Below are 19,322 nucleotides of genomic sequence, written 5' to 3' on the forward strand. Positions count from 1 at the left end.
TTACCAGTGAACCAAAACCATAGAACATGAGCCTGACCGAACTATATTTACAGACATGGCAGGAAGCACGTACCCGCTTTACGGGATTGCTGGCTAATATAAGTGAACAGGATCTGTCTAAAAAATCAGGTACAGCTCCTAACAGCGCCGGTTTCCTGATCAGGCATGTTGGCGATGTGGAGTTACTGTTCGCTAAAAATGTTTTTGGCGGGGCTGATGTGAAAGTTACGGCCAAAACCGTGATCTCGAAATGCGATACCGGCGAATGGACCAACCTGGAGGAACTGCGAACCTACCAGCTACAGGCAGCCGATACGTTAAAAGCCATACTGCAACGGCAGCACGTCGAAGACTGGCAGGCAACTATAACCACCAAAGAGTTCGGCACAAAAACTAAAGCGGAAGCCATCGGTCGCATCATTTCGCACACCGCTTACCATGCCGGGCAACTGGCTATGATCTTAAAATACGGCTCATAAATAACTATAAAAAACTATGGCTTTCTTTGCCTTGGCTCTTTCCAAAACTATAGCAGAACTTACCAGCACTTTTAACCAGATACCCGAAGAGCGAAAAGAGCGCTTAAAGCAGTTGTCAACCTATATCAAACAAAAAAAGGAAGCCGGGCAAACTATAAACCTGGTTTTTATTTGCACACATAACTCGCGCCGCAGCCACATGGCGCAACTATGGGCACAGGCCGCTGCAGCCAACTATAGTATCCCCAATGTAAGAACTTTTTCAGGGGGCACGGAAGCAACAGCCTTTTTCCCGGCAGCCGTTAAAGCCATGCAGGAATCAGGGTTTGTAATTGAGCAATCCGCAGCAACTATAAATCCGAAATATAACGTCAACTATAGTTCTGATAAACCAACTATAGCAGTATGGTCGAAACGGTTTGATGATGCAGCGAACCCGGTTGCGGAGTTTTGCGCGATCATGACCTGCTCTGATGCTGACGAGAACTGCCCCGTTGTGCCGGGCGTAGAAAAGCGCATTGCCATTACGTACAACGATCCGAAAGCAGCAGACAACACGCCACAGCAAGCCAGTACATACAGGGAACGCGCCATGCAGATCGGCCGTGAAATGCTGTTTGCCTTTAGCCAGGTATCAGTAAAATAAGAGTTTAGTCGATTTCTTTAATGATGATCTTTCCATCCGGCGAGCGCTTCTCTATTTCGTCGGGGTTGCCTGTGCGGAAAGTGGCGATGGCTTCCTTATCTGCATAAAAAGTTAAAATCCTGTCTGATAACTTATAAGAATTCACGCGCTCCAGCATCCGCATAAATTCAGTTTCATGCGCTATGTCCGGGCACATCATTCGTGTAGAACCCAGTTTTGAGAACGTAAGCGAACTTCCGGAAAGCGTATATTTCCCGAAAAAGTTATTGCAGCCACTAAAGCCTTTTACATCATTCTCGTTTTCCTGCAGCCTAATGTAGGCTGTATGGGTGTTATTGGGCGCCTGCAGACTTTCCCCATCCAGTGATAGCAGCATCCAGTAAGCATCAAGTATGGTTTCTGTTTCAGTTTGCGGATCGGCGGGGCTGGCTGTTTTGCAACCATATAGCCACATCAAAACCAGCAATATCAGGTAGTAGATTTTTTTCATCGCTTTCAGTTTAGGTTATCAAACAGATATAAATACGCCCGCAACACAAGTGCGGGCGTATTTTGTAGTTCATCCTGATTAAAGACCGAAGCTTTCGTTGCTATATCCAGTGATCGGCGACGACTTGGAATAGTCGGGTCCGGAACGTCGGCTGCGGTTTTCACGGCTATTGAAGCGGTCACTGTCACTCTCGGAATGGTCGCTTACGTATGCCCGGTTTGATGAATACAGGCCGGTAGCATAGTTATCGCGGTCTGAACCGGCATCTACTATGCGGCCGCTGTAGCGGAAATCTTCCTTATCTTCATCAAACCCATATTGGTTGGATGACCTGATGTCGCCTCTGTAATCGTTTTCCGAGCTATCAGGGATCCTGCCGCGGTCGTGATGGATATCTGTAAGTTCGTGGCTATAGTTACGCTTTTCATCCTTCCCGAATTCACTATACCGTCTGCCATGTCCCGGATTCTGATAACTGTTTTCCTGGCGGGCATAACGGCGGTTTCCGGCTATATCGTAATTAGAACTATAGGGCAGACCGCTGCTGTAATTCTGCGCATCGTTGCTACGGTTTCTGTAGTCCTGGTTCCGGTACTCCTCATTTCTATAGTCGTTGGTGCGGTAATTGCCGCTGCTGTAACCATGGCTTTGCCTAAAGTGGTTGTCATCTCCGTAGCGGTAATGGTCGTCGCGGTTGCGGTGTGTGCGGTTATAAGTCTCGTTATAGTTTCCGGCTCCGTAACCGCCTACAGGCCCCTGGCTAAAATCATTAAAGTCAGGACGTTGCTGCATGCGCACATTGCCGTGTCCATAGTTGCTATCGTGTATGCCATAATAGTTTCCGCGCTGGCTGTAGCTTTCGTTACCTCTGCCATGGCTACCATAATCATCAAACTGGTTATAGTTTCGGTCGTTAAAATGCTCGTTTCTTTCCATAGTGTTATGCTGGTTTGGTTTTACTTCCTTTATAAACGAGCTACAGCCGGTAGTGTTAACCTTGCACCCAAAATCTGCAGTTAAGTTTTAGGTTCGTAATAGCTCATCCCTGCCTGAGGAGCTATACTTTTCATACGCATGGATGTCTGCAAACAGCTGATTTTTATCGGCAGGTTGTTCGTCGAGAAGTTTGTAGGGTTCATCTATTTAGTTGGTAAATGCGCTGAAAGCTGTATACTTTCCATAAAAAAATCACCTGACGAACTATGAAAAAAATAACTACCTCAGTTGCCCTGCTTTGCTTGCTGGCATTTGCGCCACTCGCTGAAGCAGCCAGAAACCCGGAACTGACCTACACAGTGAACCTTAACGACCGCGCAGACGACCGTTTTAAAGTAACATTAGATGTAAAAGGATTGCGTGATGATAACAACGTGTTCCAGTTTGCAGCTACTGCACCCGGCACCTACCAAACCATGGACATGGGCCGCTTTGTGGAGAACTTTAAAGCATATGACAAAAAAGGCCGCGAGCTGGAAACCAAGCAGATAAGCACCAATCAATGGCAGTTAAGCAAGCCAGATAAGGTCCGCAAAATTACGTATAACATCGCCGAAACCTTCGACACTAAAGTTGAAAAGGATCAGATCTACGCCATGTGCGGCACCTCGCTGGAGCAGGACCACGCATTAATTAACGGCCAGGCTGTTTTCGGGTACCTTAGCGGTTTGCAGGCTGCCCCGGCTCGTATTAAACTCAATCACCCGAAGGAATGGCTGGTCGGAACTGCGCTCAGCACCGACAAAAATGGCTACTACCAGGCCAGCAGCTACGACCACATCGTTGATTCACCGATTATGGCGGGCCAGCTTACCAAAGCCGAAACCAATTATAACGGTACCACCATTGCTGTTTACACGTACTCTAAAACCGGCAAAATCAAGTCTGAAGATTTGATGAAGAACATGACGACCATGCTGGAGTCGGCGCACAAGTTTGTAGTTGATTTCCCGGTTGACCGTTATACGTTCCTGTACCATTTTGAGGACCAGGATTGGGGCGCGTGGGAGCACTCGTACAGCTCGGGTTATGTCATGCAGGAAAAAGATTATACCCCGGAGTATGCCCAACATCTCACCAATATTGCAGCTCACGAGTTCTTCCACATCATTACACCGCTGAACATCCACAGCGAAATTATAGAGCGGTTTAACTTTGTGCAGCCAACCCCGTCGCAGCACCTGTGGCTTTACGAAGGCACAACCGAATGGGCATCGCATATCATGCAACTACGCAGCGGCACGAAACCATTACCAGACTATCTGGCCGATATAAGACAGAAATTGCTGATAGACGACCAATTGGACAAGAGCTATAGTTTGCAGAAACTTGCGCTTACTTCTTACACTCCGGAAGGACACAAACAGTACTTTAACATTTACAACCGCGGCGCCCTGGTATCTACCATGCTGGATATCCGTTTACTTGAGTTATCCGGTGGAAAGCGTGGCCTGCGCGAAGTAATCAATGAACTATCGAAGGAGTACGGCCCTAAAAAAGCATTCCCTGAGAATGAATTTTTCGAAATCTTTGCCGCTAAAACCTACCCTGAAATAGCTGATTTTATGAACAGCTACATCAAGAATGCAGAGCCATTGCCCGTAGCTTCTTACTTTGGCAAGCTGGGTATAAACTACCAGCCAGTTATAAACACTGGTAATAAAGTAAAAGGCCTGGGTTATGCCATTGGCGCTCCGGGCGGTGTGCTATCACTTACCCAGGTAGGCGAAGAAATGCAGAAAGCAGGTTTACAGCCTGGCGATGAACTGGTTGCCCTTGATGGTGTAGCCGTTTCGATAGGAAATGCAAACCAGGTACTTCCGAAGCTAGGTACTTTGAAAATTGGTGATTCTTATACTTTTACTATCAAGCGGAACGGCGAGCAAAAATACATAGCGTGCAAGATATTGAGCACGGATGAAGTAAAGAAACATATGTTTGAGGTAAACGAACAAGCCACCCCACAGCAGCTTGCCCTGCGCAACAACTGGTTAAAGAATCTATAGATCGTTCACTATACTTTAATTACAGGCTCCTGCTCCACCCGGCAGGAGCTTTTTATATTAATAGTAAAGTCTTTAATGGGGAGTTAACATGCCCCTTCCGGGAGGGGATTGTCAGCTATAGTTATAGTTTAAAGTTGTAGTTGTATAGTTAGGTAGCGCTGGCGCGAGCGTCCCCGCTCGTGACTTACGATGGTGTTGAGTCTCCTGACTCAACTGGCCCGGCAGGGACAGGCATTGTCTGAACCGGGATTAAGGGAGATTTAAGTGATTTTTGGGATAAAGAGAGTTGCTATAGTTACAGATATAGTTTTATAGTTGCCGTTTTAACCCACCCCTGCTCCCTTCTAAGGGGGAATTTCGGCTATAGTTATAGTCTAGCTATAGTTTTATAGTTACAGACCAGGATCGGACAGGTCGCGACCTGTCCCTACGGAATTATAGCCACGGTAAAACTAAGCGCAATAGAGCTTCACTCAACTATAGTTTAACTTTCGAGCTGATCGCAGTCTTTGGGTTGAGCGCCTTGTAGATTTCCGGTGCCGTAAGGCATTGCGAGGAACGAGCAAAGGAAATGTACACCGCGCGATGCCCGAAGACGGGGCCTCCCGGCCGTGAGGGCACCAAAGCCAACTATAGAACAGTAGGCAAGTAAAGCTCCCAGGATTGGAGGTAACTATAAAAGAAAAGGCTTGGTTTGAAAAGTAGAGAAGCAAACTATAGAACCCAGATTTCTCCCGCAGGTCGAAATGACAATAAAGAAACTATAGGACATTTAAGATCCCTCGGCTAACACTCAGGATGACAAATTGAAAACTATAAAACTTTATGTTAAACCTATAGTTCAAAAAAACACCACCATTAAAAACCAATAGAAATCAACTCTTTGCAGTTTAAATCGCTTTTTTTCTGCTAAAACACCACCTGCTTATAAGCAGTAACGTAAAAGCCGAAACTGCATACCACAATATCGTTAATCCTTACACGCACTTATGGAAATTGCTCTTGTGCTATCACTTCTGGTACTAGCTATCGTGCTGTTTGCTACGGAAAAACTCGCCGTCGAGATCGTAACGCTGCTTCTACTGATTGTGCTGGCAAGTGCGCGCATTATTACTCCCGAAGAAGCCTTTGCCGGCTTCAGTAGTGATTTTATCATCATCATTGCCTCCGTTTTTATTATAAGCGCCGCCCTCGAGGAAACCGGTATCCTGGATTTCACAATTGTACGCCTGGCGGAACTGGCAAAAAAGAGTAAAGGCCTGATGCTGTTCACGATCATGTTTATAACAGGACTGGTTTCAGCATTCATGAATAATACCACCGTTACTGCCATGTTTATTACCCCGTTGGTAGGCCTGAGCAAACGGATAAATGTAAATGCCTCAAAATTACTTATGCCCCTGGCGTATGCAGCAATACTTGGCGGAACCTGCACACTTATAGGCACTTCAACCAACATAGCAGTAAGTGGTTATGTAGCCAAAGCTGGGTTGGAGCCAATCGGAATGTTCGAGATTACTGGTATCGGGTTGGCCATTTTTATAGTTGGTATAGTGTATATGATGACCATTGGGCAGCGTTTGTTACCCGATAACCCGGACCAGGAGCTGACCGAAGAATATAAACTGCAGAAATACCTCACAGAAATTATAGTCATGAAGGATTCGCCACTGGTAGGCCAGTTGGTTTTCGCTTCAGATCTTACCGCCCTTCATTTCAGAATTCTGAATATTATCCGATATAACGAGAACTTTCTGCCCGATTTCAGGACGCGCATTGAGGAAAAAGATGTACTGTTGGTAGAAGGTGATCTGGATAACCTGATGAAGGTAAAGGAGACAAAAGGCATTGAAATAATGGCCGATGTGATCCTTGAAAAAGACCTCCAGACAGAAAGCATTCGCCTGGCCGAGCTTATGATCCCACGGCAGTCTAACCTGATAAACAAAACAGTGAAAGAAGTTAACTTTCTTCAGCGGTTTGGCTTAGTTGTGATTGCTATTTCGCGCCATGGAGAAACGTTGCGTTCTAAAATAGGAAGCATAAGCCTGCAACTCGGCGACATATTGCTGGTACAGGGCGCAGCCGAACGCTTAAGCCAGCTCCGGTCATCAAGCAACGTCGCACTTCTGGACGAATTTGAACCGCTGCTGTTCAAGAAGCGAAAGGGCTCTCTTGTAATTACCGTCTTTATACTGGCCATCCTCCTCGGAACTACCAATATCCTTCCGCTCTCTATAGCATTTCTGATGGCAGCTATCGCTTGTATTGTGTTTCGTTGTATCAGTACTGAGAAGGCATACGGAGCTATAGACTGGCGCCTGCTGATACTGATAGGTGGTATGACGGCTTTTGGTACAGCCATGGAAAACTCCGGAGCAGCCGACCTGCTTGCCAAAAGTATAGTTGATGTTATGGGTCCGATTGGAAAGATGGCAGTACTGGCAGGCTTTGTAGTTTTAACTGTTATTCTTACACAACCTATGTCTAATGCGGCGGCGGCCCTGGTTATAGTTCCGGTTGCACTGCGGGCGGCCGTCGAGCTGCAATCAGACCCGAGAACGTTTGCAATTGCCATTATGCTGTCAGCATCCATATCGCTTGTTACGCCTTTCGAGCCGGCGTGTATACTTGTCTACAGCCCCGGTAAATACCGCTTCATGGATTTCATAAAGATAGGTTCGCCGCTTACGTTACTCCTTCTGGCTGTTATACTTTTACTTGTACCAGTTTTCTGGCCTTTGTAACAGCAGCTCTACCACGATGGTATGTACCATTACAGGAAACTAAAGATGTAATGAAAACGATAGTACATATATTGCCTATAGTGCTGGTAGTTGTTGCCAGTTGCGGTCCTAAAAACGAAGAAATTACCCTCGAACAGGTACAAACGGCCTCACCGCAGACAATACCGGATAGTTTAGCTAATACCCGGAAAGATGGGGTTAGAACAGATGTAGCAGACAGCACGGAGACTTTCCCTATGCCTTAGGTAATTACAGGATTGTTACCCAGCAGCTACCTTAGCTGCAAGGAAGCAAAATCTGACAAGTGCAAATCTCTGCCCGCAGAACCAGACTATAGTTAGAGATAGAAATATTCAGGGTATCTCCTGAAAAGGAAAATGAGAAGCCCTACGCCTGATCCACCAGCTACTCCCAGCCAGAACGTGATAGATCCGGCCCGCCTTGCCAGTGCTTTGTCGCGTTCTTTAAGCAACAGGTAACTATAGCTCAGCTGCAGCAGGTACAAAATTATGGCAATCATCAGGCTAACGAACCAGAATGCAGAAAACCTGATCAGGAAAAGGAAAGGCATTTTATTTTCGAGCAAATGCGGCAGGCGATGCTCCCTTATCACAAAATAAGAAGCAAGACACAGCAAAAGGCAACCATATATGAACAGGAGCAACCTGTTGCTTTCCATCAGTCTCCGCATATACGGGTAAGTCTAGTAGTTCAGAAATGCCTGGGCATCTTTTTTAATATGATCCCGGGTAAGGCCATCTTTCACGCCTGTCGATATTTTACGGACCAGCACCCCGACTACTGCTTTCTTAAAACCGAGCCTGGTAGCCATGTGTATACAGAAATCCATCTCCGCCTCATCCACTATACCATCGGCCAGCATCATCTCCACCATATCGTAAATCTGGTCGAAGCGCTCAGAATCGTTGCTGGGTAGCTGCGGCAAAACTTTGGAGCTGTCTGCCAGCAGATTTTTCACTTCGCTGGCACGCATGCCGTGTTTGGTACCAATAGCAATAATAAAGTTTATCTCAGCCGGATCTATATGACCATCTATTTTGGCCAGCGCTCCCAGGTTTGTAATGTGGCTCTTTAACTTTTTTGTTTCTTCACTTTCAAAAAAACCAAACATAGATTGCCTATTTATTTAAATTATTAAGTTGCCCGATCTGGGATTCTTTTGTATTCTTCTTCACAGTAACACAGCTATTCTACAGCCCGGACCACCATGTGGATTTGCATGCCGCTATTACATACGGTTTTCTATATTTAACAGATAAAGTTTTTTATTTTTTTTAATTTCCTGCACTTCTGTGTTACTTGCCTATTCTTAATCAAGTATAGCTATAAATAGCTTGCAGGATCAAAATTTTTATATTCTCATAGTACAGTCTAATGAAAAAGATAGCAGTATTTACCTCCGGAGGCGACTCGCCAGGCATGAACGCCTGCGTGCGCGCAGTGGTGCGCTCAGCAATTTATCATAATCTGGAAATTTACGGCATCAGGCGCGGTTACAACGGCATGATCAAGGGAGATATCTTTAGAATGGAGTCGTCTACTGTCAGTAACATCATTCAGCGTGGGGGTACCATCTTAAAATCGGCCCGTAGTAAAGACTTTCCGACCCAGGAAGGCAGAAAACAAGCATACGAACAGTTGCAGAAATTTGGCATAGAGGGTTTAATAGCCATAGGCGGCGATGGTACGTTTGCCGGTGCCAATACTTTTTATAAAGAGTACGGCATACCAACTATAGGCGCACCGGGAACTATAGACAATGACCTGTATGGCACTGATTATACGATCGGTTATGACACAGCCGTTAACACTGCCATTGATGCGATAGATAAAATACGCGACACGGCAGACAGCCATGAACGAGTGTTTTTTGTAGAGGTAATGGGCCGCGACTCTGGTTACATTGCCATACCATGCGCTGTTGGCGGAGGTGCTGAAATTGTAATGATACCTGAAACCAAAACAACTATAGACAAAGTGGTAGATGCCCTGCAAACAGGCTGGAAGCGTTCTAAAACGTCGTTTATAGTTATAGTTGCTGAGGGCGACGAAGAAGGAACTGCCGTTGAAATTGCTGCAAAAGTACAGAAAGCGTTACCTCAGATGGATGCCCGCGTAACTATACTGGGCCACGTACAGCGTGGTGGCGCCCCAACCGCCGCCGACAGAATGCTGGCCAGCCAGTTAGGTATTGCCTGTGTAGAGGGTTTATTGCAAGGGCGCGCCTGCGAAATGGCCGGCATCATGAACTCAGAACTGGTTTATACGCCTTTCATAGATACTATCACCAAAACAAAAGCTCTTAACCCCAACTTTAGCCGTATGATCGACATACTTTCAATTTAGAAGTTAGAAAGTTAGAAAAGTATAAGTTAGAAAGTTAAAGCCCTCCCAGTATCTTCCGGATCTGTGAGGGCTTTTTGTTTTTAAGAGAAGCATATCAACCATCGAAAAAATATTACCACTGCCCTTTTATTACTTCCCAACTTACAACTATAAAACTCTTTAACTTCTAAACTTTCCAACTATAAAATCCACTATCTCCTCCCATTGCTGCGGGTGGAACCAGGTATACTCATCAGGGTGCTTGGTGAACCAGGTGAGCTGGCGTTTGGCGTAGCGCCGGCTATTGCGTTTCAGTAATCTTACGGCTTCTTCCCAGTCATATTTACCTTCCAGGTAATCGAATATCTCTTTATAGCCTACTGTTTGCAAAGCGTTATGTGTACGGAACGGATACAAGGCTTTGGCTTCTTCCGGTAATCCCTGCTGCAGCATCTGGTCCATGCGCTGGTCTATGCGGTTGTATAGTTCCTGCCGGTCGCGGGTAAGGCCAATTTTTATAGTTTGAAATGGTCGTGTAGCTTTGTCGCTTTTACGGAACGATGAATAAGGCTGTCCGCTCGACAGGCAGATTTCCAGTGCCCGGATCACACGTTGCGGATTCGCTTTATCTACCTGATTAAAGTAAGCAGGATCCAGTTCCTCTAACTGGGCTAACAGCGGAGCTAACCCCTCAGCCTCCAGTATAGCAGTAAGAGAAGCCCGTATACCCGGGTCGGTTTCCGGCATTTCGTCCATTCCTTCGCACAGCGCCCGCACATACAAACCAGACCCACCTGTAACTATAACTACATCATGTTCCTTAAAGAGCGTGTTCAGCAACAGTAAGGCATCCTGTTCGTAAGCGCCGGCATTGTATTCTTCGGCTATAGAGTGCGAGTTTACAAAATGGTGTGGTATGCCTTTCTGCTCTTCTATAGTTGGTTTGGCCGTACCAATCTGCATCTCCTTGTAAAACTGCCGTGAGTCGGCTGAGACAACCTCCGTATTAAAATGAGCTGCCAGGTTTACGCACAGGTCTGTTTTACCTACAGCCGTTGGCCCCACCACTATTACTACAAACTTATCTTTACCCATACGCAGGATTTATTCTTTGCCCGGAATTTTATAATTTCACTTCTTTAGCTAAGTCATTTATCAGGGCACGCCAAACTATAGCCCGGAACAGAAATACGCAATAGTTCTGTTTCTTTTGTAAAATTATCGCTAAAATCGTAAAATGTGTAAAGGAGTATTTTTAGTGCTTAAGTTCTTTCTCCTGTACTTTACTAAATTGTTATAATGCCATATATTCCTAACAGGCAATTATCTGAACACCTGCCATTACAGGCAAATTCGCTTTTACAGCTGCTGGTGCAACTAACCAGGCCCACACATGGCGTACTGGTAGCTTCGCCGGACGGGTTGGTGCTGGCTGCTAATGCCGCGACTTCTTTTTTCTCCCCGGCGGCTGATACCTATAAAACAAGCCGGAACCTTTCAGACCTGTTAGGCATACCATTAAAAAAGCTTACAACGCAAACTTCCGGCAAAGTTACTACCGATGCTCAAAGCTATACTTATACTTTAAAGCAGGTTCAGTTCGAGCGGGCAAAGTTTATTTATGCCGAGCTTATTCCTTTTGAAGAAGAAGTATCGCGGGTAGAGATAGATGACGACAGCTACCATAACGTATTTGAGAACAGCACCGAACCGCTTTTTATTTTAGATGAGGAAGGCACTTTTGTGGATATCAACAATAAGGGCCTGAGCATTATAGAGCAGCAGAAAAGCAACTTAGTTGGCCAGACAGTTTACAGCAGTTTTAAGCTTAACCTCTTTGAACGTGTAGCATTAAAAGGACAGCTGCAGCAAACTATGGCCGGCGAACCACAAAAGTTTGAGTGGTGGATACAGGACAAAACACATGAACTGCTGCCCATCGAGATTTCGTTACGGAAAGGCCTGTTTAAAGGCCAGGAAATGATTTTCGGCTCAGCTAAGAACCTGTATGAAGTAGTTGGTACGGAACAGGATGTTCGCTTCCGCAACCACCAGCTGGAGTTTGTAAACAACCTGATCACCAACCTTTCGAACACCGGCAGCCAGCAGGATGTGCTGAAATATACGCTGGATGAACTGCTGGAAAAAAGCAATATAACCTACGGCTGTGTTTATACCTACAACCAGGCAACAGGCACTGCAGAGCTGGTATACTCCGCTGGCAGCACGGCGCAAACGCCCCTGCCCCTACCCTGTCAATTAACCCCGAACTGGCAGCACAGCTCACTACAGACAGGCGCAGAACTATAGCTGAACTTACCAGAACACTTTCTAAGGAGTATGACCATGAAATGACAATTGTACCGGTCACTACTGACGAAAAATTACTTGCACTCTTAATGGTATGGCCGGAAGGCGGTTCTAACATAACACAATCTTTCCTGTCGTTGTTAGACTTTGTTGGCACCGCTATCGGCAACTATATATCCAGGTATGAGCTTATACTACAGCTCTCGCACTCCGAAGACAAATACAAAATGTTGTTCGATTCTGCCTACGATGCTATCCTGTTGTTTAAGGACGGAAGCGTAGTAGACTGTAACGAAAAGGCCCTGCAGTTTTTCAGATGCAGGCGCGAAGACCTGGTAAGTGCTACACCAATGGACTTCTCTCCTGAGTTCCAGCCCGACGGTAGCCATTCGCATGAAAAAACGGCCCGCCTTATGGAACAGACTTTAACCACGGGCGCACCTATTACTTTTGAATGGAGAAATATACGTAAGGACGGCACGTTGGTAGATGCTGAGATAAACCTGAACCGCATACTGATTGACGGTGAATATTATATACAGGCATTTAAGCGCGACATAACCCAGCGTAAGCAGGTGCAGCAAGCCAAGCGCCGCGAAGAAGTGGCCGAAGAGTCGATGGCGCAATTCCGCGATTTCCTGGAAAAAGTAAACATGATTTACTATAGCCTGGATGTGAACGGGAACATAGCTTTTGCCAACGACTATTTCCTGAAATATGTGGAATATGAACGTGATGAGCTGTTCGGCCAGAACTTTTATGAACTGTTAGTTCCAAAACCGGAACGGAAACAACGTATCCAGGATTTTAAAAAATCACTCGCCACCCGCCATTTAAATGCATACTATGAGCGCAACCTGGTTACCAAGTCCGGCCAGCTAAAGACCATCCGCTGGAACTGCATGCTGGAATACGGCCCTGACGGCGAAGTAACCGGCATTACCAGTGTAGGTAAAGACATGACCGACAAGCGTATTGCGATGGAGGCCCTGAAGGATAATAAGATACGCCTGCAGGACCTTTTCGACAACGCGCATGACCTTATCCAGAATACATCCGTCGACAATAAATTCATCTTCGTTAACAAAGCCTGGAAAGAACGACTGGGATACAACGATGAAGACATTGAATCGCTGACGCTGAATGACATAGTGCATCCTTACTATAAGGCCAAGCTTATTTACCAGTTGCGCAATCTGTATAAGGGAGAAAATGTAAACAAAATAGAAACCGTTTTCCTGACCAAGGCAGGTAAGCCGGTGCACCTTATCGGAAGTATTACCTGCAGCTGGCAGGACGACCGCCCAGTAGCCACACGCGCAATTCTGCACGACATTACCGATCGTATAAAAGCGGAGCGTTTGCAAAAAGTGTACTATAGTATAGCTAACCTGGCTATCAGCAGTAAAGACTTAAACTCGCTTTATAGTGCCATTCACCGGGAGCTGAGCAAGATCATTGAAACACGTAACATCTACATTGCGCTTTGCGACCAGGATTACCGTTACCTGAACTTTGTTTACCTCGTTGACCAGTACATTGACAAAACCTCGCAGACACATGCCCGGCGCCCGTTCTCAAGAGGCTTGTCAGAATACATTATTGAGACCGGTAAGCCGCTGTACATGCAGCAACAGGAACTGCTTGACCTGGCTGAGCGCGAAAACCTTACCATACAAGGTGCTATTCCTGAAGTTATACTTTGCTCTCCGCTGGCAATCGGCGATCGTATTATCGGTGTTATTACCCTGCAGGATTACCAGAACCCGGATGCTTATGTGCATACTGACATCGAAATTCTGCACTTTATATCGAACCAGGTAGCACTTGCTATTGAGCGTAAGCGCAACGAGGAACAGATAAATAACCAGAACGCCAAGCTAAACGCAATTTTTGAGAGCGGAACCCACCACATGTGGACCCTGAACAAGAATTTCGAACTTACATCGTTTAACCGCAATTTCGCCGCCACCTTTGAGAAAAGAACAGGCAGAATTCTCGGACTTTTCGATAGCCTGGGCGAAAGTCACCTAATAGATCATCATCAGTTTAGCTTCGGTTTCTGGCAGGAGAAGTATGTAAAAGCTTTTGCAGGTACCCCGCAGCATTTTGAAGTGCATCTTCACGACCCTGAATCCTGGCGCGAAGTATTCCTGAACCCGATTTACCTGGAAGACGGCACTTTTGAAGAGGTATCAGCGATAGCGCTTGATATAACAGACAAGAAAAAGTCGCAGCTGGCACTTGTACAGAACGAAGAGAAATTCCGACACATTTTCGAGTCTTTCCAGGATATTTATTACCGCACTTCACTAAACGGGCCGCTGGAAATTGTGAGCCCGTCGGTTAAACAGGTGTTGGGGTATACCGAAGAAGAAGTGCTAGGCAAAGACATTACATTCCTGTATGTGTATCCTGAAGAAAGGCAGCGCATGCAGCAATATGTAAAAGACCAGAAAATTATCCGGGACTACGAGATACAAATGTTCCGGAAAGATGGAACACAGATTACGGTGCTGGCCGATGCACGCCTGGTATATGACAAGTATAATAATCCAGTTGCGCTGGAGGGTGTAATACGCGACGTTTCAGAACTGAAACGTACCCAGCTGGAATTACTGCAGGCCAAAGAAGAAGCCGAAAATCTGTTAAAAGCCAAATCTCAGTTCCTGGCCAACATGAGCCACGAGCTGCGTACGCCTATGAATGGCATTATTGGTATGATTGACCTGCTTACGCACATCAATACCGATCCGGAGCAGCAGGAATACATTGACACGTTGCGTAAGTCGTCGGATGCGTTGCTGGCCATTCTTAACGACATACTGGACCTGAGCAAGATACAGGCTGGCAAACTGGTACTACATGAGAGCAGCGTTGACCTCCACGATACACTCGGTAAAATACATTCGCTGTTTGCGAACCGGGCGCAGCAAAAAGACCTTTACTTTACCTATAACATATCGCCGGAAACACCTCGCTACGTTTTAACAGACGAAACAAGGCTGTTACAGGTATTATCGAACCTTACATCTAATGCTATTAAGTTTACAAATGCAGGCGAGGTAAGCATAACTGTAGACAGCGAACTTATTGACAAAAAGACACAGGAATACATGCTGCACGTGCGCGTGAAAGATTCGGGTATAGGCATAAGCCCGGAAGACCAGCAATTGTTGTTTACTGACTTTACACAACTCGATAATTCATCTACCAAAACATTTGGTGGTACCGGCCTGGGGCTTGCCATTTCGCGGCAGCTCACAAGTATTATGGGTGGCGAGATCGGGGTTGAGTCGAAATCGAATGACGGCAGCACCTTCTGGTTTAAGATACGGGTGCGTAAAGCTGGTGAAGCCGCTGTGGCAGAACAACAGCTACGCCTGAAAGAACTGAACGCAGAGGTTGAAGTACTGAAGAACAGCCCGTATGTATTGTTGGTAGATGATAACCAGATTAACCAGAAGGTTGCACAGAAACAACTGGAACGCCTGAATTGCCGCACCGACATTGCCTCTAATGGTTTTGAAGCAATAGAGTTGGCCACATCCAACAACTATAACATCATCTTTATGGATATACAAATGCCGGAGATGGATGGTGTAACTGCTACAAAGCATATAAAGGAGATTTTGGGTACTGATTGCCCCCCTATTATTGCTATGACGGCTTACTCTATGAAAGATGATGCCGATAAGTTTATGGGACAGGGCATGGATGACTATGTATCGAAACCGGTTAAGAGCAAGGACCTGCTAACGGTAATAAACAAATGGGAACGCTCTGATTGGTATGCTGAAGAAACTATAGAAGAACAACCGGATGCCACTCAAACTATAGTGCCCGAAGAGGAAACAGCTGGTGACGCTTTACAAGATATTATAAATAAAGAGGTTGCAGAGCAGCTGAAACAAATAGGCGGTGAAGCCTTTACCTTACAATTGTATGAGGAGTTTGAGCAGGAAGCCGCTGAATTGCTGGAGGAAGCCAAAAAAGACCTGCAGGCACAACATTACAAGAGTATTTTAAGTACATTGCATCAGTTAAAAGGTACCGGCTTTACGCTTGGCATAAATAAGCTTGCCGAACTGGCCAAACTTCTGGAGCACGATATAAAGCATGAGAAGTTTGAAAGCGTGGCCGACAACTTCGAAAAGCTGCTCGAACAATACGAAAACTATCGAAAATCATATAAAGAAATCATCATCTAACCCACTATGGCAGAGACCAAAACAATCTTGATAGCAGAGGATAGCTCTGTTATTCTGAACCTGACAAAAAGATTCTGGAACTGCAGAACTATAAGATCCTGACCGCTAAGAACGGTGGCGAAGTGATCAAAACCGTAGAAAACAACAAGATCGACGCGATCCTGATGGACCTTAACATTCCGATCAAAAATGGTATGGAGTGTACCCGTGAGATCCGCGCCAGCAAGAATAAAGATATCGCTACTATTCCTATTATAGCAGTTACCGGCAATGCCAACAACTATAGCATGGAAGACTTTAAGGAAGCTGGCATAAATGCCTACCTGCCTAAGCCACTGGACTTTGATATGCTGGTACAAACCGTAAAAGAGTACACTGCCAAGTAAATGGAGCTGAAGTACACGCGGCCTTTTCTAAACAAGCTGGAGGATATTTTTGCAGAGTCGGATTTTGTGCTGCGTTATGAAAAAGGCAATTTTAAAGCCGGCTATTGTGTGCTGAAGGATATGAAAGTGGCTGTAGTAAACAAATACTATAGCCTGGAGGGCAAAGTAAATTGCCTCTACGATATTCTGCGCTCTATTGCTTTGGATGAAAGTCGCCTGAGCGATAAGAACCGGCAACTATACCACGATATCCGAAACCACGAAAAAAGTAATTGAAAGTAACACTGTTAGGTACGGGAACCTCGCAGGGTGTGCCTGTGATCGGGTGCCACTGCGAGGTTTGCCGTTCTGTAGATTACCGCGATAACCGCCTGCGGGTATCCGTACACCTGCAGGTAAACGGCAAAAGCTTTATCATCGATTCCGGGCCCGACTTCCGCCAGCAGGCCCTGCGCGAACGTATCCACACCTTAGATGCCCTTATTTTTACCCACGAACACAAAGACCACACCGCCGGCCTCGACGATATCCGTGCCTACAACTTCAGTCAGCACAAAGACATGCCGCTGTATGGTGAGGAACGCGTGCTGGAACAACTGAAACGCGAGTTTGCCTACATTTTTTCAGGAGTTCAGTATCCGGGCATTCCAAGAGTGCAGCTTAATCCTATTGCCGAAGAACCTTTTGAAATAGAAGGAGTTGAGTTCATCCCGATCCGGGTAAAGCATTATAAGCTACCTGTATTAGGTTTCAGGGTAGGCGACTTTACCTACATCACTGATGCCAATTTTATTTCGGAAGAAGAGATGGACAAGGTGCGTGGCTCAAAAGTTATAGTACTGGGCGCGCTGCGCAAAGAACCGCATATCTCCCACTTCTCGTTGCAGGAGGCGATAGATGTGCTGACCGAACTTAAACCGGAACGCGCCTACCTCACACACATCAGCCACCTGATGGGCCTGCACCACGAAGTAGAACAGCAACTCCCCGACTTTATACGCCTCGGCTATGACGGCCTGCAAATTGAGCTATAGTTTATAGCTGATCGTTTTGTGTTGAACAAGTCTTAAAACTATAGTTACTTGCTGAAGTGAATTCATCATTACTCATTCCTAATTAACCACAGTGCATCAGAACTACCACTTTTTAAAGCATCTTTCCAGGCGACTCAAAACAGAGCTGTTAGGTAAAGAGATCGTGACCTGTTTCAGCCAGAACAAGGATGAGCTGGTGATCGGTTTTGCTGATGAAAGCAAGGAGTTTTATATACGCGCCGGACTTACAGCACACTTCTCGGCACTTTCTTTTCCGGATGATTTTAAGCGGGCACGGGCCAAAAGTGTAAACCTGTTTAAGCAGATGATCGGGCAAACGGTGCTGGACGTGGTGCAGCACCTGAACGAACGTAGCTTTTACTTAAAGCTTACCGATGACATGTTGCTGCTGTTTAAGTTGTTTGGCAACCGTTCCAACATCGTACTGTACCAGCATGACGAACCGCTGCACCTGTTCCATAAAAAGTTTGCTGCCGATGCCGAGCTTAACCCGCTGGAAATGGACCGCCAGTTGCCGCAAAACTTCGCAGCTTTTACAGAAGCACAAGGCAACCTGCGCAAACTATACCCAACTTTCGGAGAACTGCCCACAGATTATTTAGAGCAACAAAACTATAGTTCGGCAACCCTCGAAGAAAAATGGGAACTGGTGCAGCAGGTTTTGGAACAACTCGACAACCCGGACGAATTCTATATCATCCGTTATAAAGGCAAGCTCAGGTTATCGTTATTACCGTTAGGCGAAGTGGTTTATAGTTACCCCGACCCGCTGGAAGCCCTGAACAACTATAGCCGCCTCTATTTATCGGAGACTGGTTTTACGCAGCAATACGAGCAGGCCAAACAGCAACTCACCAAAAAGTTGAACGGTTCTCAGACGGTGCTGGAACAAGCTATGCAGCAACTACAGGAAATGCGCCATAACCGCTCCTACTCGCAAACAGCTGATATCTTGATGGCCAACCTGACCAATATTCCGCCGCAGTCTGAAGAAGTAGAACTATACGATTTTTATACCGACCAGCAGCGCACGTTTAAGCTAAAGCGAAACGAAACGCCACAAAAGCAGGCCGAGAAACTATACCGTAAAGCCAAAAACCAGCACCTCGAAATACAGCAACTGGAAGAAAAGGCCGAGCGCAAGATGGAAGAGATCATCCTGCTGGAATCTGCTTTGCAAGCCTTAGCCGAAGTAGACAACTATAAGGCACTGAAACTATACCTGCGCGATTATGCACACCTGCTAGCTTCTAAACAACAGGCACAGCAACAATCGCCGTTCCGGGTGTTCGAGACAGAAGGCTATAAGATACTGGTTGGTAAAAGCTCACAGAACAACGACGAATTAACACAGCGCCACACCTATAAAGAAGACATGTGGCTACACGCCAAAGACGTGTCGGGCTCGCATGTGGTTATCAAGCACCAGGCGGGTAAAACGATACCAACTACTGTTCTGGAAAAAGCCGCGCAATTGGCAGCCTGGTACTCCAAACGCAAGCAGGATTCGCTTTGCCCGGTGATGTATACACCTAAAAAATGGGTGCGCAAACCAAAAGGCGCGCCTGCCGGTGCTGTAGTTGTTGAACGTGAAAAAGTGCTGCTGGTAAAGCCGGAAAATCCTTTCGAGAAAAGAAAATAGCCGTAACT

16 protein-coding genes and 1 pseudogene are annotated in these 19,322 nt (G+C 46.1%); 12 read left to right on the forward strand and 5 right to left on the reverse strand.

Features of this window, described 5'->3' with window-relative positions:
- Positions 1 to 26: 26 nt before the first annotated feature.
- Both GSQ66_RS09435 and GSQ66_RS09440 read left to right on the forward strand, forming a co-directional pair.
- Positions 27 to 479, forward strand: a complete 453-nt coding sequence (locus tag GSQ66_RS09435) for a DinB family protein (RefSeq protein ID WP_162427244.1) — start codon at positions 27 to 29, stop codon at positions 477 to 479.
- Between the two features lie 16 nt (positions 480 to 495).
- On the forward strand, positions 496 to 1,125 hold the full coding sequence (locus tag GSQ66_RS09440) for a low molecular weight phosphatase family protein (protein WP_162427245.1): 630 nt from the start codon (positions 496 to 498) through the stop codon (positions 1,123 to 1,125).
- A gap of 4 nt (positions 1,126 to 1,129) precedes the next feature.
- Here the strand turns inward: GSQ66_RS09440 and GSQ66_RS09445 are convergent, their stop codons facing one another.
- Both GSQ66_RS09445 and GSQ66_RS09450 read right to left on the reverse strand, forming a co-directional pair.
- The gene (locus GSQ66_RS09445; protein WP_162427246.1) at positions 1,130 to 1,615 is read right to left on the reverse strand and encodes an META domain-containing protein; all 486 of its coding nucleotides are present in this window, start codon (positions 1,613 to 1,615) and stop codon (positions 1,130 to 1,132) included.
- Positions 1,616 to 1,693: 78 nt separating this feature from the next.
- On the reverse strand, positions 1,694 to 2,551 hold the full coding sequence (locus tag GSQ66_RS09450; RefSeq protein WP_162427247.1) for a hypothetical protein: 858 nt from the start codon (positions 2,549 to 2,551) through the stop codon (positions 1,694 to 1,696).
- 266 nt (positions 2,552 to 2,817) lie between these two features.
- On the opposite strand from GSQ66_RS09450, the gene GSQ66_RS09455 reads away from it, so the two are divergent.
- From GSQ66_RS09455 to GSQ66_RS09465, 3 genes are all read left to right on the forward strand, one after another.
- Positions 2,818 to 4,617, forward strand: a complete 1,800-nt coding sequence (locus tag GSQ66_RS09455) for a M61 family metallopeptidase (RefSeq protein WP_162427248.1) — start codon at positions 2,818 to 2,820, stop codon at positions 4,615 to 4,617.
- Positions 4,618 to 5,606: 989 nt separating this feature from the next.
- Positions 5,607 to 7,364, forward strand: a complete 1,758-nt coding sequence (locus GSQ66_RS09460; RefSeq protein ID WP_162427249.1) for an SLC13 family permease — start codon at positions 5,607 to 5,609, stop codon at positions 7,362 to 7,364.
- A gap of 50 nt (positions 7,365 to 7,414) precedes the next feature.
- Positions 7,415 to 7,609 carry a hypothetical protein gene (locus GSQ66_RS09465; protein WP_162427250.1) on the forward strand — a complete coding sequence of 65 codons (195 nt, stop codon included), beginning with the start codon at positions 7,415 to 7,417 and terminating at the stop codon, positions 7,607 to 7,609.
- A gap of 92 nt (positions 7,610 to 7,701) precedes the next feature.
- Here GSQ66_RS09465 and GSQ66_RS09470 read toward each other — a convergent pair whose 3' ends face one another.
- Both GSQ66_RS09470 and GSQ66_RS09475 read right to left on the reverse strand, forming a co-directional pair.
- Positions 7,702 to 8,055 (reverse strand): hypothetical protein, encoded by a 354-nt coding sequence (locus GSQ66_RS09470; RefSeq protein ID WP_162427251.1) that lies wholly within the window; start codon positions 8,053 to 8,055, stop codon positions 7,702 to 7,704.
- A 12-nt stretch (positions 8,056 to 8,067) separates the two neighbouring features.
- On the reverse strand, positions 8,068 to 8,496 hold the full coding sequence (locus GSQ66_RS09475; RefSeq protein ID WP_162427252.1) for a tellurite resistance TerB family protein: 429 nt from the start codon (positions 8,494 to 8,496) through the stop codon (positions 8,068 to 8,070).
- Positions 8,497 to 8,759: 263 nt separating this feature from the next.
- Between GSQ66_RS09475 and pfkA the strand changes: the two genes are divergently transcribed.
- On the forward strand, positions 8,760 to 9,731 hold the full coding sequence (pfkA, locus tag GSQ66_RS09480; protein WP_162427253.1) for a 6-phosphofructokinase: 972 nt from the start codon (positions 8,760 to 8,762) through the stop codon (positions 9,729 to 9,731).
- A gap of 159 nt (positions 9,732 to 9,890) precedes the next feature.
- Here the strand turns inward: pfkA and miaA are convergent, their stop codons facing one another.
- Positions 9,891 to 10,805, reverse strand: a complete 915-nt coding sequence (miaA, locus tag GSQ66_RS09485; protein ID WP_162427254.1) for a tRNA (adenosine(37)-N6)-dimethylallyltransferase MiaA — start codon at positions 10,803 to 10,805, stop codon at positions 9,891 to 9,893.
- 204 nt (positions 10,806 to 11,009) lie between these two features.
- Between miaA and GSQ66_RS09490 the strand changes: the two genes are divergently transcribed.
- From GSQ66_RS09490 to GSQ66_RS09515, 6 genes and pseudogenes are all read left to right on the forward strand, one after another.
- Positions 11,010 to 12,020, forward strand: a complete 1,011-nt coding sequence (locus tag GSQ66_RS09490) for a PAS domain-containing protein (RefSeq protein ID WP_162427255.1) — start codon at positions 11,010 to 11,012, stop codon at positions 12,018 to 12,020.
- A gap of 41 nt (positions 12,021 to 12,061) precedes the next feature.
- Entirely contained in the window at positions 12,062 to 16,231 is a 4,170-nt protein-coding gene (locus tag GSQ66_RS09495; protein ID WP_238395627.1) for a PAS domain S-box protein, read from the forward strand.
- Positions 16,232 to 16,237: 6 nt separating this feature from the next.
- Positions 16,238 to 16,617: pseudogene (locus GSQ66_RS09500) on the forward strand (response regulator).
- Complete coding sequence (locus tag GSQ66_RS09505) at positions 16,618 to 16,893, forward strand: hypothetical protein (protein ID WP_162427256.1); 276 nt, start codon at positions 16,618 to 16,620, stop codon at positions 16,891 to 16,893.
- Positions 16,890 to 17,651: an MBL fold metallo-hydrolase gene (locus tag GSQ66_RS09510; protein WP_162427257.1), complete on the forward strand. Its 762-nt coding sequence runs from the start codon at positions 16,890 to 16,892 to the stop codon at positions 17,649 to 17,651. Before GSQ66_RS09505 ends, GSQ66_RS09510 begins: the two co-directional genes overlap by 4 nt.
- 91 nt (positions 17,652 to 17,742) lie before the next feature.
- Positions 17,743 to 19,314, forward strand: a complete 1,572-nt coding sequence (locus GSQ66_RS09515; protein ID WP_162427258.1) for an NFACT RNA binding domain-containing protein — start codon at positions 17,743 to 17,745, stop codon at positions 19,312 to 19,314.
- Positions 19,315 to 19,322 lie beyond the last annotated feature (8 nt).

The sequence above is a fragment of the Pontibacter pudoricolor genome (assembly GCF_010092985.1).
Classification (GTDB): Bacteria; Bacteroidota; Bacteroidia; order Cytophagales; family Hymenobacteraceae; genus Pontibacter; species Pontibacter pudoricolor.

What these genes read in the sequence shown, in the direction of transcription:
- GSQ66_RS09495 (WP_238395627.1), top strand. Translation starts at nt 12,062, where the DNA reads ATGACAATTGTACCGGTCACTACTGACGAAAAATTACTTGCACTCTTA.
- GSQ66_RS09465 (WP_162427250.1), top strand. Translation starts at nt 7,415, where the DNA reads ATGAAAACGATAGTACATATATTGCCTATAGTGCTGGTAGTTGTTGCC.
- GSQ66_RS09475 (WP_162427252.1), bottom strand. Translation starts at nt 8,496, where the DNA reads ATGTTTGGTTTTTTTGAAAGTGAAGAAACAAAAAAGTTAAAGAGCCAC.
- pfkA (WP_162427253.1), top strand. Translation starts at nt 8,760, where the DNA reads ATGAAAAAGATAGCAGTATTTACCTCCGGAGGCGACTCGCCAGGCATG.
- GSQ66_RS09455 (WP_162427248.1), top strand. Translation starts at nt 2,818, where the DNA reads ATGAAAAAAATAACTACCTCAGTTGCCCTGCTTTGCTTGCTGGCATTT.
- miaA (WP_162427254.1), bottom strand. Translation starts at nt 10,805, where the DNA reads ATGGGTAAAGATAAGTTTGTAGTAATAGTGGTGGGGCCAACGGCTGTA.
- GSQ66_RS09450 (WP_162427247.1), bottom strand. Translation starts at nt 2,551, where the DNA reads ATGGAAAGAAACGAGCATTTTAACGACCGAAACTATAACCAGTTTGAT.
- GSQ66_RS09460 (WP_162427249.1), top strand. Translation starts at nt 5,607, where the DNA reads ATGGAAATTGCTCTTGTGCTATCACTTCTGGTACTAGCTATCGTGCTG.
- GSQ66_RS09435 (WP_162427244.1), top strand. Translation starts at nt 27, where the DNA reads ATGAGCCTGACCGAACTATATTTACAGACATGGCAGGAAGCACGTACC.
- GSQ66_RS09490 (WP_162427255.1), top strand. Translation starts at nt 11,010, where the DNA reads ATGCCATATATTCCTAACAGGCAATTATCTGAACACCTGCCATTACAG.
- GSQ66_RS09505 (WP_162427256.1), top strand. Translation starts at nt 16,618, where the DNA reads ATGGAGCTGAAGTACACGCGGCCTTTTCTAAACAAGCTGGAGGATATT.
- GSQ66_RS09440 (WP_162427245.1), top strand. Translation starts at nt 496, where the DNA reads ATGGCTTTCTTTGCCTTGGCTCTTTCCAAAACTATAGCAGAACTTACC.
- GSQ66_RS09470 (WP_162427251.1), bottom strand. Translation starts at nt 8,055, where the DNA reads ATGCGGAGACTGATGGAAAGCAACAGGTTGCTCCTGTTCATATATGGT.
- GSQ66_RS09445 (WP_162427246.1), bottom strand. Translation starts at nt 1,615, where the DNA reads ATGAAAAAAATCTACTACCTGATATTGCTGGTTTTGATGTGGCTATAT.